Origin of the sequence: Paenibacillus lycopersici (genome assembly GCF_010119935.1) — a bacterium.
Lineage (GTDB): Bacteria > Bacillota > Bacilli > Paenibacillales > Paenibacillaceae > Paenibacillus_Z > Paenibacillus_Z lycopersici.
The window spans coordinates 2,653,789-2,669,206 of sequence record NZ_CP048209.1 but is presented as its reverse complement, the minus strand read 5'-3'; the positions used below and the strand labels follow the sequence as shown (position 1 = coordinate 2,669,206).

Genomic DNA, 15,418 nt, shown 5'->3' with positions numbered 1-15,418 from the left:
CTAAACGGCCTCCTGTTTCAGCTGCTCCACGATTTCCCGGATCAGGGACGCGGATACCGATTTGTTGATTTCGACTTTGCCGATGGCGACCGGCACGATGAACGTAACGACGCCTTCCTGGAATTTCTTGTCGTGCATAAGCGCGCGCATGATGGCATCCGTATCCAGATGCGCCGGAAGCCGTACCGGCAGACCGACGCGCGAAAGCACGCGCTTCGTCACCCGGTACACCTCTTCCGGCGCGCCCAGCTGCACGGCAAGGCGCGCTGCGCCGACCATGCCGATCGAGATCGCTTCGCCGTGCAGCAGCTCGCCGTACCCGGCGACGGCTTCCAACGCGTGGCCGATCGTGTGCCCCAGGTTCAGAATGGCGCGCAGATCGTTCTCCCGCTCATCCTGCGAGACGACCGCCGCCTTGACGCTGCAGCCCTTGTAGAGCGCATAGCCGAGCGCTTCGGGATCAAGCGCCAGCAGCCGTTCGGCGTTCTCGTCGCACCACGCTACGAACGCGGCATCCCAGATCAGCCCGTGCTTGACGACTTCGGACAAGCCGGCCTTCACTTCGCGTTCCGGCAGCGTCTGCAGCGTCCGCAGATCGTACAGCACGAGCTCCGGCTGGTGGAACGCGCCGATGATGTTCTTGGCGAGCGGGTGATTGACCGCGACTTTGCCGCCGACGCTGCTGTCGTGAGCCAGAATCGTCGTCGGGATTTGGACGAACTTGATGCCGCGCATATAGGAAGCGGCTACGAAGCCGGCCAAGTCGCCGACAACGCCGCCGCCCAGCGCGACGATCGCGGATTTGCGGTCGAGTCCGCGCTCGAGCGCGATTCCGACGAGCTGCTCCAGCCGGCTGAGCGATTTCGACGCTTCGCCCGCAGGGATAACCGCGGTTGCCACGGCGAAGCCGCCATCGCGCAGCACCGATTCAAGGCGGGCCAGATGCTTGTCGGCGATATTGCTGTCCGTAATGATCAGAAGCGGCGATTTCTTGCTGATTCCGTGCTCGGCAAGCAGTCGGCCTGCTTCGTCGAGCAGTCCTTCGCCGATATAGATCGGGTAGGAACGCTCGCCAAGATCCACGGTCAGCTCGCGTGCGCCGGCCATTAGTACGCCCTCGTTTGCGCGAGATAGTTATCGTAATTCGCGCGGATTTCTTCCATGGAATCGCCGCCGAACTTCTCCAGGAACGCTTTCGCCACTTCCCATGCGACGACATGCTCCATCACGACGCTTGCCGCGGGCACCGCGCAGCTGTCGGAGCGCTCCACTTGCGCCGTGAACGGCTCTTTCGTGTCGATATCCACGCTTTGCAGCGGCTTGTACAGCGTCGGGATCGGCTTCATGACGCCGCGGACGACGATCTGCTCGCCGTTCGTCATGCCGCCTTCGAAGCCGCCCAGCCGGTTCGTCCGGCGATGGTAGCCGCGCTCCTCGTCGTACAGGATCTCGTCGTGCACCTGCGAGCCGCGAATCGTGCCCGCCTCGAAGCCGATGCCGATCTCGACGCCCTTGAAGGCATTGATCGACACGACGGCTTGCGCGATGCGGCCGTCCAGCTTGCGATCGTACTGGACATGGCTGCCAAGGCCGACCGGCACGCCTTCGACGATGCATTCCACGATGCCGCCGATGGAATCGCCTTCCGCCTTGATCTGATCGATGAACGCGGTCATCTTCGCCTCGGTTTCCTTGTCGACGACGCGGACCGGCGACTCTTCTGTCAACCGGATCAGCTCGTCCAGCGGCAGATCGTTCGCGGGCGCTTCGATCTCGCCGATGCGAATGACTTGCCCGCCGACGTTAATGCCGAATGCGGCTAGGAACTGCCGGGCGACCGCGCCAACGGCCACGCGCGCCGCCGTTTCGCGCGCGCTGGAGCGTTCCAGCACGTTGCGCAGGTCCTTCAAGTTGTATTTCAAGCCGCCGTTCAGATCGGCATGGCCCGGACGAGGACGATGAACGCGGCGCTTCTCTTCGTCGCTGCCTTCGATCGGCTCGATATTCATGACGCTCGTCCAATGCTTCCAATCGTTGTTCTCCACGACGAGCGCGACAGGCGCTCCCGTCGTTCTGCCGTGGCGCACGCCGCCGACGATATTCGCCGTATCCTTCTCGATCTGCATCCGGCGGCCGCGGCCGTGTCCCTTCTGCCTGCGGTGCAGCTGGAAGTTCAATTCTTCGAAATCGAGCTGCAGGTTGCTGGGCAGCCCTTCAATGATCGCCGTCAACTGCGGACCGTGCGTCTCTCCTGCCGTCAAATAGCGTAAACTCACCGTCAAGTTCCTCCTCATGCCGAACACCGTGGGTCAACCTAAGATTTCGGTTATGTATGTCGGGCCTCAAATATCTTTGCTCATTATAGTATAGCGACCGCGGTTTGACAAGAAAATGCAGGACCTGACGGCGCCTGCGGACCCAAATAAAAAACTGCCCGAAACGCCTGCCGTACGGGCGTTTCGGGCAGCGGGCCGCCGGGCGCTTAGCCGTTGGCGGACTGTTTGCCTAGCGGTAACTGCGATTCGGGGGCGAAATTCGGGTCGTTCATGAGCCCCTTCATCTGACTGGTATCGATGCCGAGAATTTGGGCGCATTCGTGGACGCTGATGAATCCCCTTTTGTACGCCGTAATCACTTTGCGTTTGTCCATGCTGCACCTCCAATGCATAAGTATCCCTAAGCACAGTATTGGAGATGCCGGTAATTCCTATACATGGAACCGGCTATGCTTTTCGCCGGTAGAAGAACGTTTCGACCGTTTCGAAGTCGTATTGGCTCGGCGTGAAAATCTGTTCCGTGCTGCCGACGAACAGCAATCCGCCCGGCTTGAGCGCCTTCGAGAACTTGTGGTACAGCACATGCTTCGCTTCTTCCGTGAAATAGATCATGACGTTGCGGCAAACGATGATGTCAAAACCGCTTTCGAACGTATCGTGAAGCAGATTCTGCTGCTTGAACGCGATGATCTTCTTCAGATTGTCCGTGACCGCGATTTCGTCATGATTGCGCTTAACGAAATAATTGGACATATAAGTGCTTGGCACATCACGGACGGAACGTTCCTGATACACGCCCTGCGCCGCCTTCTGCAGCACGAGCGCGTCCAGGTCCGTGGCCAGAATGGACACGCGGTCCTGCGCGCCGAGCGCGTGCGCGATCATCGACAGCGTGTAAGGCTCCTCGCCGGTCGAGCAGGCGGCGCTCCAGATCTTGACCCGGCCGCCCGATTTCAGGATGTCCGGCAGGAACTTCTTCTCCACCGCCGCCCAGCGGCTCGGATTGCGCCAAAATTCGGATACGTTGATCGTCATTCGATCCAGGAATTCGTTCATCAGCTTCTTGTCGCGGTTCAATTCGTTGAAATAGGCCGCGAACGTGTCAAGGCCGTATTTCTGGCGCAGCGTCGTCAGGCGCCGTTTCATCTGGGCTTCCTTGTACTGCGACAGATCAATGTCCGTCTTCTCTTTGATGCGTTCGATAAACAGCGTAAAGTCCTTGTCCTCCAAGTCGGTTTCCCCCGCAGCAGACGCTTAGTCGCAAATTGATCAGATCCACTGACCGATCGATTGCGTGTACTCCAGCAGCTCTTCAGGCTTGAAGAAGATGCCGATTTCCCGCTCCGCGCTTTCGGGCGAATCGGAGCCGTGAATCAGGTTGAAATTCGTATGGACCGCATAGTCGGAACGGATCGTTCCGGGCGCCGCGTCCAGGGCGTTCGTCTTGCCGATCATCGCGCGCGTAAGTCCGATCACGTTGTCTCCCTGCCATACCATGGCGAATACGGGACTCGACGTCACGAACGCTACAAGCGGCGGATAAAAGGGCTGCCCGACATGTTCCGCATAATGGCGCTCGGCGATTTCCGGTGTAATGCGCATGAATTTGGCCGCAACCAGCTTCAATCCTTTGCGTTCGAAACGCGAAACGATTTCGCCGATCAGTCCGCGCTGCACGCCGTCAGGCTTTACCATGAGAAATGTTCTTTCCATTCGAGATCCCTCCTAGGTCCTTTAGTAGCTTCGTTTGGCGATGAAATGCGCGATATCGGTCAAATTCTTCCTCGCCGGAATGTTCGGCAGATCGCCCAGCGCGGCAATCGCTTTGTTGATATAGCGCGCTGCCATCTTCTCGGCGATGCCGATGCCGGCGCTCTTACGGATTAAGTTCAACGCGCGCTTCGTTTCACCTGCACCGTTCGACAATTGGATTTGATTGATTTGCTCCTGCAGCTCCTCCGCAATCGCCGGTTCCCGCAGCGCGAGCAGCACGGGCAGCGTGATGTTGCCTTGGCGGATATCCGAGCCCGGCGGCTTGCCGATCTGCTTCTCCGTGCCGAGCAAGTCGAGCAGATCGTCGCTGATCTGGAACGCCATGCCGACGTTATAGCCGAATTTGTACAACAGATTGGCCGCCTTCCGGTCCGCGCCGGATGCGATCGCGCCCAGCTGGCAGCTGATCGCAATCAGCAGCGCCGTCTTGCGGCGAATGCGCAGCAGGTAGTTGCGCACGGATTGCTTCGTATTGAAGAAGTCGCGGATTTGCTCCATTTCGCCGATGCACATTTGCACCATCGCTTTGGACAAGATCTGGTGAATTTGCGGATTCTCGAGCTCCGTCACGATCGCAAGCGCCTTGCCGTATATGTAATCCCCGGTGTACATGGCGATCCGGTTGTCCCACTTGGACTTGACGGTCAGCTGGCCGCGGCGGGTATCGGCGTTGTCGATGACGTCGTCATGGACGAGCGAGGCCATATGGATGAGCTCGAGCGGCACGGCGATCCGCTCCAGCACGCTCAGCTCGTAGCTGCCGAATTTGCCGGAGAGCAGCACGAACACGGGACGGATGCGCTTGCCTCCCGCTTTGAGCAAATGCGTCGACGCATCGCTCAGGAGCGCGTGGTCGGTCGTCACGCTGCGCGCGAGCTGACCTTCGATCACGTCAAGATCGCTTTTCATTTTGGCGTAAATATCAAGTAGTTTCATTCGTTCTTCACCTTTAGAGCAGTATGGTCCTCGAAGAATCGCATCTCGACTTCGTTCGGCAGCAGCCCGAGCTGGTGCGCGTAATCGAAGTACAGCGTCAGGCCTGCTTGCTCGTCCGATCCGAAATTGTAGTGTAGCTCGTTAAAATAGCGATGCCAGTAAGCGGGCTCCCCGCCCAGCTGCGTGCAGGCTTTCTCGACCAGCGGCGTCAGATCGCGCAGGCTCCGTTCTTTGCTCGCGGTCAAGGCATGCAGCACGTCGGACACCGATTCGGGGTCGCGCACGGCGATTTCCTTGCGGACCGCGACAAGCGCGAACGTCATGCCGTAGCCGGTCCAATTGCGCCAGAGCTCGCCCAGGTCGATGACCGTCAAGCCTTTATCGTTCTCTTGGTTCGCCCACGCAGCGTGAATCGCCGTATCCCCGATCAGGAGCGCGGCGTCCGCTTCCGCGAGCATGTCATCCAGCGCGGGCTCCATCGTGACGTACGACGGCTCCGCTTGATAATACAGCTTCATCAGTATCTTGAGCAGGATGACCGAAGTGGCGGACGTCGCGGTCATGGCAATCCGGCCTTGCAGCACCTGTTCCAGCGGTTTCTTCATGAACAGCAGGATGGAGTTGACGCGGCCTTTCGCGCTGACGGACAAATCCGGCAGCAGCAAATAGTTGTCCGCATGCTCCGCGTAAGCGAAAGACGACATCGACGTAATGTCGATTTCGCCTTGTCTCAGCGCCAGGTTGAGCGCGGCCGGCACGCGCTTCTCGATGCGAAACCGATCCGCGGGCAGCTGCTGCTCCGCGTAATGAAAGATCGGCCAAACATTCGCATAGTCTATGCGGCCGACCGTGATCGGACGATCAGTTCCCATGCCGTTCATCTCCCCATCTTCTGTACAAGTCATGCTCCAGCGGAAGCTGATCAAGCACTTTGCCGACCATGAAGTCGACCATATCGTCCATGCTTTGCGGCCCGTAATAGAAGGCAGGCATCGCGGGGATGATCTTGACCCCCAGCTTGGCGAGCGTCAGCATATTCTCCAAATGAATGGCGTGCAGCGGCGTCTCGCGCGGCACGATGAGCAGCTTGCGTCCTTCTTTCAGCATAACATCCGCGGCGCGCGTCATCAAATCGTCGGAAATGCCGTGCGCGATCGAAGCGAGCGTGCCCATCGAGCAAGGCGCGATGATCATGCCTTCCACGCGGAACGAGCCGCTGGCGATCGAGGCGCCGATGTCCGCGTTCGGATGCAGCGTCAGGCGCCCCTCGGCCATCGGCGCTGCGAAATGCGCCGACAGCGCCGCTTGGCGCTTCGCCGTCTCCCAGCCGAGCTCTTCCTTCAGCACCCGCCAGCCGGCCTCGGTCACGACCAGATGCACGTCGCTCCCGCTGCCGAGCAGGCACTGGATGAGCCTTATGCCGTAGACGGAGCCGCTGGCGCCAGTAATACCGACCACCCAGCGCTTGGGGGCGGACGTTTCCTTGCGCTCCCCTACCATTCGTGCAGCACCAACAGATCAAGCAGCGTGAACGCGAACAGCGTGACGCTCAGGAAGCTGTTCATCGTGAAGAATGCCGTCTGCACCCTGCTGATATCGTTCGGCTTCACGAGCATATGCTGATACCCGAGGAAGCCGACGGAGGCAATCGCGCCGATCAGGTAGAGCCAGCTTAGATCGGTCAGCCAATATAACGAAATGAATCCGGCGGCGGTCAGAAAGTGAAACGCGCGCGCAAGCTGCAAGCCGCCCGCGAGTCCGAACCGGGCCGGAATGGAATGCACGCCTTCGCGGCGGTCGAACTCGAAATCCTGGCATGCATAGATCGTGTCGAATCCCGCAAGCCAGAAGACGACCGAGCCGTACAGCACCCATGCGCCGGGATTCAGATGTCCCGCGACGGCCAGCCAGCCGCCGAGCGGCGCCAAGCCGATCGTAAGGCCGAGCACGACGTGGCACAGCCAGGTAAAACGTTTCGTATACGAATAAAGAACGAGGAGAAAGACGGCAACCGGCATCAGCTTCATGCAGATGGGATCCAGTTGCGAAGCCGCGATAAACAGCACGACAAAGGACACCGCAATGAACACGACGACTTCTCCGGCCTTGAGCAAGCCCGCCGGTATCGCCCGCTTCGCGGTGCGCGGATTCTTGGCGTCGATGACGCGGTCGACGACCCGGTTCAGGCCCATCGCCGCGCTGCGCGCCCCGACCATCGCTAATAGAATCCACCCGATTTCCGCCCAGTCCGGCATCCGCCGCTCCATCATGACAGCGCCGAGCATCGCGCCCATGAACGCGAACGGCAGCGCGAAAATCGTATGTTCCACCTTGATCATTTCCAATATAATGCGAGTTTTGCGTATCATCCTTTGTCCGTTCCCTTCGTCCCCGTATGTAATGCCGCGACGCCCCCGAACAGCGGGTAGGCATGCACGTTACGAAGACCGGCTTCACGGAACTTCTCGGCCAGCTGATTGGAATCCGGGAATGCCTTCAGCGATTCCGGAAGCCACTTGTACTGCTCGTACCGCTTCGCGAACAGCTTGCCCAGCGCCGGCATGATCCGCTCGAAGTAGAAGTAATAGATCCCTTTGAACGGCTGCCACATCGGCTTGGACATCTCCAGGCAGACGACCTGTCCGCCCGGCTTTACGACGCGCGTCATCTCGCGCAGCACCTGCTCCAGGTCCGGCACATTCCGCAAGCCGAAGCCGATCGTCGCGAAATCGAACCGGTTGTCCTCGAACGGAAGCGCCATCGCATTGCCCTGATGCAGCGCTATTTGTTGATCAAGCCCTTCCCGGTGCACCTTCTGCCTGCCGACCTCCAGCATATTGTGGCTGAAATCGAGCCCCACGACCTCGCCGGTGCGGCTCGCCCGCGCCAGCGCGATCGTCCAGTCGCATGTGCCGCAGCACAGATCGATCGCCGTTTGGCCCGGCTGCACGTTCATTTTGCGCATCGTGAACGCGCGCCATGCTTTATGTCTGCGGAAGCTGATCAGGTCGTTCATTAAATCGTATTTCGGGGCGATGCTTTCGAACACCGAATGCACGTGTTCTTCCTTCGATTTGGATTGCATGTTCTGTCACCTTACCTTCTCTCGTTGAGGGCGGAAGCCGCCGGCAGCAGCGGACGCAGGAACGTCTCCCCGACCTGCTGCAGTTCACGCATAAGCTTGTCGGAGTCGAGCTTCGCGACGATGGCCTGCACCTGCGAGACGGACTGCTTGAGCTTCTCCGCCAATTGGCCGCGCACGTCGTAGCTTGACAGCAGCGCCGAAACGAACGACGGCTCCGTCTGCTTGTCGGCCAGCTTGCGCTTCTCCTCGTCCGTGCCGACGTTCAGCACATGCCAGTAGCCCCAGCTGTGGTTGAAACGCTCCGGCTTCTCGCTGCGGAGCAGCTCGTCCATCACGACCTCGCAGCGGCCAAGTCCGTGCAGCAGCTCCGTCCAGACGCGCGCCATCGTATCGTCCAGAATGTCCGTGAATACCGTGAACAGTTCCGTCTTTACCTGCACGCATTGCGTCAAGTATTCCTCGGCAGTCACCTTGAACTGCTTCATCTTCATGTAGAAATTCACTTTAAGCTTGTTCACTTCGCACACGCCGTTGCTGATTCGTTTGATCATGCTCACTTGACCCGCCTGGGCGAGCAGTTGATAGAAACGGCTGCTGTAATAATCGCCCGCGAGCACTTTCAATTGGCGCGACCGCATCTCTTTCTCTGCTACCCGCCCCGATTCGTCGATCAGATCATGGGTATCCATCCCCAGCTGAACGAGCGAAACGACCAGAGCGTAAAGCTCGCTGTGCAGAAGCGGCGTACGTTGATTCGATAGAAAAGCAAAGAGCAGCCGCGTCCGCGCGTCGGGAAACTCGGGCAGCTCCGTATGGGCATGAATCATATCGTAGTCGACGTATTTCTTGGCGATCTCGGGAATTTTGTAAGGTTTCATTTTGGCCTAGCCTCCGGACAGTTCAGCGTAAGAAGAAACTTGGACCGACGTTCGCCGTGCGGCCTTCTTCCCTTCATGAAGTCATGTCGAGCCGCGGCATGACGCGGCAGCCGATACATAAAGGTTAGCTGCTTTATAATCTAAACAATTATAGCATTATGTTTGTCGTTTCGCTACAACCGCGAAGACGACAAACGCAAGCGCTGGCGCCAGATTTCGTCTTGAAACGGATTCGCGGCGCTTAAGTTTGACAGATCTGTGGACAACCACGCATCGCTCCGCCTGACGTCCACCGCCGCGAGCATCCGCGCGTCGGCGCGCACGTCGCCGGCCGCCGGCTGAAGCGGCGCCACCAGCCGGACGAGCACCCGGCTTACGTTGTCCGTGCGGACGAACGCGAACTCGAACAGCCGCTGCAGGTCTGCCATCCATCTGTCAACAGCATTCCCATAATCCGCATTTGATAAATCCACCGTCAGCACGGAGCCGTTCCACGCCACTCGCTTCACTTTCAACGACAACTGCAAGCCGAGCATGGAGTCGACCACCGTATTCGAGCTGAGCCGTTTGACGGGAACGGGACGAAACACGGACACGTCGCCCGCTTCGTGCGAGATCCGGCCGTTCGCCAGCGGCAGCGCCGTCAGCAGCAGCGTAATGCCAAGCGTCAAGAGACACGCGTAGAGAAGCCCTTTCCAATGCGACATGAACCATCCGTCCTTCGCGCATAGAATGTCCTGCTTCTCTTAGTGTACAAACTAAAAAAGCAGGCTATGCCTGCTTTTCATTCAACCTCCGTATCAACGGTCCCGAATTTGGTCATGACCGTCGCTTTGCCGCGGATTTTGATCGCCGACGTATGGTCCGTGAATTGACAGATGAGCAGCTCGCCCTTATCGAGCTTCTCGGTGTGATGGAACTTCGTATCCTGGCCGCGGGTCAAGCCGATCACTTGAACGCCCTGCGCTTTCGCTTTTATGACGATATAGTCGCCGTTGAAATCCGTCATCTGTTCCGTCCTCCTCCGATATTTAAAAAACTGCCCCCGATGAAATTTCATTCGAGATAGCAGCCGTTGCTTGCGATATAACGGGAACTGGTCGGGTGTACCGGATTTGAACTGGCGACCTCTACCACCCCAAGGTAGCGCTCTACCAAGCTGAGCTAACACCCGACATTCGATGCGAAGCTCCGAACGATTGCAAAGCCGGAACCGCAAACAAAAGTCTACTGGAATTATTTGCGCTTGTCAATAGAAGCCGGGCCCCGCGATCATGCCCGCCCGGAAAGCGAAAAACGCCCGGATGCGGGAAGCAGCCGGACGTGATCAATTCGCGATTCTTATTTGGAAACCAAATCTTTAAGAGATTTACCGGCTTTGAAAGACGGGATTTTGCTGGCCGGGATGTCGATCTCTTCACCCGTTTGCGGGTTGCGGCCTTTGCGCGCTTCGCGGCTTTTCACCTCGAAGTTTCCGAAGCCTACCAATTGTACTTTATCGCCGCCTTGCAGCGAGTCGGAGATCGCATCGAAAACGGCATCAACCGCTTTGGAAGCATCTTTCTTGGAAAGGTCAGTCAATTCGGCTACTTTCGCAATCAGTTCCGTTTTGTTCAATTCTTTCACCTCCCCTGACGGCAGTTAAAAGGCACATCATTATCATTCTGTTTTTCCGAAACCCCGGAAATTATACCTGACGGCTCCGGTGAGAAGAAATTCCGATATGTGCAATTCCTGCATACTGAACCAAGAACAGATTTATAGTAATACAGTTGGCTATGCGATTTCAAGAGGCATGACGCGTTTTCTCCTTGAGAACCGCTGTTTTTCAAGCGTTTTTTGATTTTTGTTCATCGGATCGGCCTTGTTATTGGCGGGTGTTGGCGAGATTGCAAGATTCTTCCCTCCCGCCATAAGCCCGCGCTTCCGCTTCGCGCGCCGCGCGGCGCTTGCCGATGCAACGCAAAGAGGCACGCTTGCGCGTGCCTTCCGGCTGTCGTGAAAGTACCCGATTGTCCGACATTGCCTATGCCGGCTGGTTCGTCTTCATGGGCAACGGACGCAGAATCCGTTAATTGGTTGAAATCGGTAGGTTCGGGTTGACGAACGGACACAGGATTCGTTATTGCCTCCGGAGAGCATCGAAAGTCTGCCTTTTTGACGAAATAAAGGATCCTATGTCCGCGAGCATATTGAAAGTCGTGAAAACGGGCGAATAACGGATCCCCTGTCCGGATGCAATGCTTTGCGTAGACAGTGCTGAAGGCACGCTTGCGCGTGCCTCCAGGAGCATATATCGGCCTTGACGATGCGTTACAGGATGATCGCGATCAGGCCGCCGGAGCCTTCGTTGATGATCCGGCCGAGCGTTTCCTGCAGCTTGTAGCGGGCATTGTCCGGCATCATGGCGATTTTGCCCTGAATGCCTTCTCTTACGATGGAATGGAGCGAACGGCCGAAAATATCGGACTCCCAGATTTTGATCGGATCGTTCTCGAAATCCTGCATCAGGTAGCGGACGAGCTCTTCGCTCTGCTTCTCCGTGCCGATGATCGGCGCGAATTCGGATTCGACGTCGACGCGGATCATATGGATGGAAGGCGCTGTCGCTTTCAGCCGGACGCCGAATCTCGAGCCTTGGCGGATCAGCTCCGGCTCGTCGAGCGCCATCTCCGCCAGCGTCGGCGCCGCGATGCCGTAGCCCGTCGTCTTGACCATCTCGAGCGCCTCGGCGAACCGGTCGTATTCCCGCTTCGCGTGGGCGAAATCCTGCATCAGCTGGAGCAGGTGGTCTTTGCCCCGGATTTCGACGCCGACCACTTCCATCAGGATTTGATCGTACAGCTCATCCGGCGCGTACAGATCGATCTCCGCGACGCCTTGGCCCATGTTCATGCCGCTGAGGCCGGCCCGCGCGATGAACTCGTATTCCATGAACTGCGACACGACGCGGTCCACGTCGCGCAGACGGCGGATATCCTTGACCGTATCGCGCACGGAATTCTCGTAGTTGCTCCGCAGCCAGTGATTGTCGTTCAGCACCATGACCCAGCTCGGCAGATTGACGTTCACCTCGTGAACCGGGAATTCGTACAGCACCTCGCGCAGTACGGACATGACTTCTTCTTCGCCCATGGTCGCTACGCTGAGCGTGATGACCGGAATATCGTATTTGGCCTGCAGCTCGCTGCGCAGCTGAAGCGCTTCGTCGCTCTTCGGACGCGTCGAGTTGACGATCAGCACGAACGGCTTGCCGACCTCCTTGAGCTCGCCCACGACGCGCTCTTCGGCTTCAACGTAGGAGCTGCGCGGTATTTCAGCAATCGTGCCGTCGGTCGTAACGACGACGCCGAGCGTGGAATGCTCTTGAATGACTTTGCGCGTGCCGATCTCGGCCGCTTCCTGGAACGGGATCGGCTCCTCGAACCAAGGCGTCGTAATCATCCGCGGGCCGTTCTCGTCTTCATAGCCTTTCGCGCCGACGACCGCGTACCCGACGCAGTCGACCAACCGGACGTTCACGTCCAGCCCTTCGGCCACGCGCAGCTGCACCGCCTGGTTCGGCACGAATTTCGGCTCCGTCGTCATGATCGTCTTGCCCGCGGCGCTCTGCGGCAATTCGTCGATAGCTCTTACCCGATCGGCATCATTCGTGATGTTCGGCAGCACAACCGTCTCCATGAACCGCTTGATGAAGGTTGATTTGCCCGTGCGGACCGCACCAACGACGCCGAGGTAAATATCCCCGCCGGTTCGTTCGGCAATGTCCTTGAAAATGTCCACTTTCTCCACTGAATATCCCCTCCCAATCGTATTTCGCCTGTACATGGACGTACCGTAACTGCTGCTTTCCTCCTGCTGCGTGTCGTCAGGTTTCGCCGCTACCCGCCTGCCGGTTGAGCATGCAAGCGACGCAACTCGTACATGATTTTGGACTAGTAATAGCTTATTGCGACTGTCTCATGATTATGACGACCGGAGGGATGAAATCTTTCGATTTCAAAGAGCCTCGTTCCCATTACGCCTTCCAAGATTGAGATATATGAGAGGAATCCGCCGGCTATGCCTGAACCGCAAAAAAACTCCTGCCCTCATGGGCAGGAGCGAGCGGTATGCGAGTGATGCCGGCGCTATTTCAGCTCGGCTTGCGGGTCGCCGTTCACGAGCCGATAGACCGGCGATTTGACAGGTACGAAGTCGGAATTGTCAACGAGCAGCGTCCGCAGATCCGCGTCGCCGCCGGGTTTCTTGCCTTCCTCGAGCTTCGTCAGCTGCTGCATGATGTCCGGTCCGTAATCCAGGTATACCTTCCCGTCCGGATCCAGCATCGCCGTAAGCGGGCTTCCGGTAAACATGCTGCGGAGCTCCGGTTCCTTCGCGTTCAAGACGCCGTAATCGATGGCCGTAAACGACGGATACATCGTTTTGCCGGCCGGCAGCTTGCCTCCGTGCGCGCCGGCATAGGCTTTCACGGCGGCTTCCAGATCGTTCGTCTTCTGATAGAGCACGAGATTCATCAGCTTGATGGTAGGATCCGTCTCTTCATTGATAACGAGATAGTAATAGCTTCCGCCCTTCTCGTAGGCCGACTCCGGAATGGAAGACATATAGTTCATCCGCTGCAGCTTGTCGAAATCGATTTTGAACTTCTCGTAAACCGGCGTATTCTCCTCGCTGTTCTTGATCGGAAGCAGACCCGTGTCCTTCTGATATTGATCGATGACCGTTTGTACGTTCAGTATGGCGTCTTTCGGCGGCTTCTGGTATTGTCCCAGCTGATCCTTCGGATACATACAGCCGGAGAACAGGGCAGCCATGCATGCAAGCACGATCGCTGCCGCCGCGCATCTCAAGCCTTTCATGATACGATTATCCTCCTAGATTGCATAGGCGCGCGGTTCCGCGTCTGCGGAACGGCCGGCCTACCATAATTCATCGTCTTCCGCCTGGCGCATCATCTGTTTGCGGACAGCGGCGCGGTACGGATCTTCCGGCACCTCGACGACGGCGCGGCCGAACACCCGTGTCTGGCAAGCAAGCCTTGTTCCCGAACGTTCCAGCCCCGCCAATTTGCGGCGTTCGTTGTCGTTCAGCGGCGACAGCCCGGAAGAGGTGTGCGGCATCGTCACTTTGCACATCAGGCATGCCGCCTTGCCGTCGCAGCGCGTGCGGATCGGAACCCCGGCTTTCCGCGATGCGTCCAGCACGGTCGTTCCGGCGCGCACGAGGACGCTCCGTCCGGAAGGGAGAAACGTAATTTCCACATTCATGGGAACCCCTGCTTCCATCGTTCTTCTAGTTCAAGAAAGGTGCAATTCGTCGCTGCAGCTCATCGGAGAACTTGTTCCTGGAAGCGATCTGCCGCACGGCATCGAGGTGAAGCGCCGGCTCCTCGGCAAGGCGGCGGCCGATCAGCTCCGTGCGGTCGTCCCTCGCGCGCAGCACGTTAAACCAAAGCTCATGCGCCAGCGGCACGACGCCGACTTCATGCGGGCCGGCTGCAACCGTCAGCCGCAAGGGCCCCAATACTTCCTCGACTTCAACGGCGTACCGGTCCGAGCCCGAAGCGACGACGAAACCGCCGACAAGCTCGACCTGCACGCCTTCAATGACATAATGGCTGAGCAAGGAGCGATAAATCGGGCTGACGCTCACCTGCTGCTCGTCGATTGCATACGATAACAACGCCTGATGAATCGTCTTGGCCGCCTCGTCGTCCGCGTACAGATCCAAATCCCGCGGAGGCGACGGCAGCTCCAGCCCGCGGAGGAGCAGTCCCGAGCTGCCGCCGACGAGCCATTGCGCTCCCGTGCCCGCCGTTCTGCCGGCGATGACGGCAAGCGCCTTCAACAACGGATCGGCGATCCGTTCCGCTTCGCGCCCCGTCATTAGAAATACGGCCGATTCGCGGCTTTGATGAAGCCCGCATCGGATTTCATGATCGCCTGGCAGGCCAGCCGGTAACCTTCCTCGAATTCCTCGGGCTCCAGCCGGTCCCATTCCTCGTCCGTCACGTCTTCCAGAAACTCCGCGCCCTCCTCGATCAGGCAGCGGCATCTGGCGCATGTTCCGCGCGTGCAGGAGAACGCCCAGTCCAAATTATGCTTCATCGCGGCATCCAGCAGCGACAGCCCCGCTTCCGCTTCCACCGTTATCGTTTTCGTTCGGCTTTTCAGTTCCAGCATCGGTTCATTGTCCTTTCCTCTTCACGATTCGTTCGTAATGGCCCGGTTACGTGATGGAGACAAGTCCAAGCAATCCGCCGATTACCAGGAACAGAAACGCGGTCAGCGACAACGCCATCCGCAGAATGCCCTTGGTCTTGTACCTGGCAAGCGTAATCATGACGGCTGCCAGCGCCATCAAACCGATGCCCGCGAAGGACACCCACATCTTCATCATTGGATCCATGATAACTTCTACCACCTTGTACGACCGATATTCGTTTCATTATACACTAGTGCGGATAA

Annotated in this window: 20 protein-coding genes and 1 tRNA gene; all 21 read right to left on the bottom strand. The window is 58.3% G+C overall.

The features are described 5' to 3' along the window. Window positions 1–1,107 carry a 3-dehydroquinate synthase gene (aroB, locus tag GXP70_RS11760; RefSeq protein ID WP_162356849.1) on the bottom strand — a complete coding sequence of 369 codons (1,107 nt, stop codon included), beginning with the start codon at window positions 1,105–1,107 and terminating at the stop codon, window positions 1–3. After that, window positions 1,107–2,276, bottom strand: coding sequence for a chorismate synthase (gene aroC / locus GXP70_RS11755; protein ID WP_162356847.1), 1,170 nt, complete (start codon window positions 2,274–2,276; stop codon window positions 1,107–1,109). Before aroC ends, aroB begins: the two co-directional genes overlap by 1 nt. Before the next feature lie 206 nt (window positions 2,277–2,482). Beyond that, on the bottom strand, window positions 2,483–2,650 hold the full coding sequence (locus GXP70_RS29565) for a hypothetical protein (protein WP_192043446.1): 168 nt from the start codon (window positions 2,648–2,650) through the stop codon (window positions 2,483–2,485). 73 nt (window positions 2,651–2,723) lie between these two features. Continuing rightward, window positions 2,724–3,506 (bottom strand): CheR family methyltransferase, encoded by a 783-nt coding sequence (locus GXP70_RS11750; RefSeq protein ID WP_162356845.1) that lies wholly within the window; start codon window positions 3,504–3,506, stop codon window positions 2,724–2,726. A 39-nt stretch (window positions 3,507–3,545) separates the two neighbouring features. Then, a complete protein-coding gene (gene ndk, locus GXP70_RS11745) occupies window positions 3,546–3,989 on the bottom strand; it encodes a nucleoside-diphosphate kinase (RefSeq protein ID WP_162356843.1) in 444 nt (147 codons plus the stop codon). Between the two features lie 21 nt (window positions 3,990–4,010). Next, complete coding sequence (locus GXP70_RS11740) at window positions 4,011–4,985, bottom strand: polyprenyl synthetase family protein (protein WP_162356841.1); 975 nt, start codon at window positions 4,983–4,985, stop codon at window positions 4,011–4,013. Further along, the gene (locus GXP70_RS11735) at window positions 4,982–5,857 is read right to left on the bottom strand and encodes a menaquinone biosynthetic enzyme MqnA/MqnD family protein (protein ID WP_162356839.1); all 876 of its coding nucleotides are present in this window, start codon (window positions 5,855–5,857) and stop codon (window positions 4,982–4,984) included. The genes GXP70_RS11740 and GXP70_RS11735 overlap by 4 nt, the downstream gene beginning before the upstream one ends. Next, window positions 5,847–6,485 carry a UbiX family flavin prenyltransferase gene (locus GXP70_RS11730; RefSeq protein ID WP_162356837.1) on the bottom strand — a complete coding sequence of 213 codons (639 nt, stop codon included), beginning with the start codon at window positions 6,483–6,485 and terminating at the stop codon, window positions 5,847–5,849. Before GXP70_RS11730 ends, GXP70_RS11735 begins: the two co-directional genes overlap by 11 nt. Continuing rightward, the gene (locus tag GXP70_RS11725) at window positions 6,479–7,354 is read right to left on the bottom strand and encodes a UbiA-like polyprenyltransferase (RefSeq protein WP_162356835.1); all 876 of its coding nucleotides are present in this window, start codon (window positions 7,352–7,354) and stop codon (window positions 6,479–6,481) included. Before GXP70_RS11725 ends, GXP70_RS11730 begins: the two co-directional genes overlap by 7 nt. Next, window positions 7,351–8,070 carry a demethylmenaquinone methyltransferase gene (locus GXP70_RS11720; protein ID WP_162356833.1) on the bottom strand — a complete coding sequence of 240 codons (720 nt, stop codon included), beginning with the start codon at window positions 8,068–8,070 and terminating at the stop codon, window positions 7,351–7,353. The genes GXP70_RS11725 and GXP70_RS11720 overlap by 4 nt, the downstream gene beginning before the upstream one ends. 11 nt (window positions 8,071–8,081) lie before the next feature. After that, window positions 8,082–8,948: a heptaprenyl diphosphate synthase component 1 gene (locus GXP70_RS11715; RefSeq protein WP_162356831.1), complete on the bottom strand. Its 867-nt coding sequence runs from the start codon at window positions 8,946–8,948 to the stop codon at window positions 8,082–8,084. Window positions 8,949–9,121: 173 nt separating this feature from the next. Then, a complete protein-coding gene (locus GXP70_RS11710; protein ID WP_162356829.1) occupies window positions 9,122–9,655 on the bottom strand; it encodes a hypothetical protein in 534 nt (177 codons plus the stop codon). A 77-nt stretch (window positions 9,656–9,732) separates the two neighbouring features. Further along, complete coding sequence (gene mtrB, locus GXP70_RS11705) at window positions 9,733–9,957, bottom strand: trp RNA-binding attenuation protein MtrB (RefSeq protein ID WP_162356828.1); 225 nt, start codon at window positions 9,955–9,957, stop codon at window positions 9,733–9,735. Between the two features lie 88 nt (window positions 9,958–10,045). Continuing rightward, window positions 10,046–10,122: transfer RNA gene (locus GXP70_RS11700), tRNA-Pro, on the bottom strand. A 167-nt stretch (window positions 10,123–10,289) separates the two neighbouring features. Further along, window positions 10,290–10,565: an HU family DNA-binding protein gene (locus tag GXP70_RS11695; RefSeq protein WP_090976740.1), complete on the bottom strand. Its 276-nt coding sequence runs from the start codon at window positions 10,563–10,565 to the stop codon at window positions 10,290–10,292. Window positions 10,566–11,261: 696 nt separating this feature from the next. Then, window positions 11,262–12,740: a stage IV sporulation protein A gene (gene spoIVA, locus GXP70_RS11690; RefSeq protein ID WP_162356826.1), complete on the bottom strand. Its 1,479-nt coding sequence runs from the start codon at window positions 12,738–12,740 to the stop codon at window positions 11,262–11,264. Between the two features lie 338 nt (window positions 12,741–13,078). After that, complete coding sequence (locus GXP70_RS11685; protein ID WP_162356824.1) at window positions 13,079–13,810, bottom strand: hypothetical protein; 732 nt, start codon at window positions 13,808–13,810, stop codon at window positions 13,079–13,081. 60 nt (window positions 13,811–13,870) lie between these two features. Continuing rightward, window positions 13,871–14,218, bottom strand: a complete 348-nt coding sequence (locus tag GXP70_RS11680) for a 2Fe-2S iron-sulfur cluster-binding protein (protein WP_162356822.1) — start codon at window positions 14,216–14,218, stop codon at window positions 13,871–13,873. 25 nt (window positions 14,219–14,243) lie between these two features. Further along, on the bottom strand, window positions 14,244–14,837 hold the full coding sequence (locus tag GXP70_RS11675; protein WP_162356820.1) for a nucleotidyltransferase family protein: 594 nt from the start codon (window positions 14,835–14,837) through the stop codon (window positions 14,244–14,246). Continuing rightward, window positions 14,837–15,133: a 2Fe-2S iron-sulfur cluster-binding protein gene (locus GXP70_RS11670; protein ID WP_162356818.1), complete on the bottom strand. Its 297-nt coding sequence runs from the start codon at window positions 15,131–15,133 to the stop codon at window positions 14,837–14,839. Before GXP70_RS11670 ends, GXP70_RS11675 begins: the two co-directional genes overlap by 1 nt. Window positions 15,134–15,179: 46 nt before the next feature. After that, the gene (locus tag GXP70_RS11665; protein WP_162356817.1) at window positions 15,180–15,359 is read right to left on the bottom strand and encodes a DUF2768 domain-containing protein; all 180 of its coding nucleotides are present in this window, start codon (window positions 15,357–15,359) and stop codon (window positions 15,180–15,182) included. Window positions 15,360–15,418 lie beyond the last annotated feature (59 nt).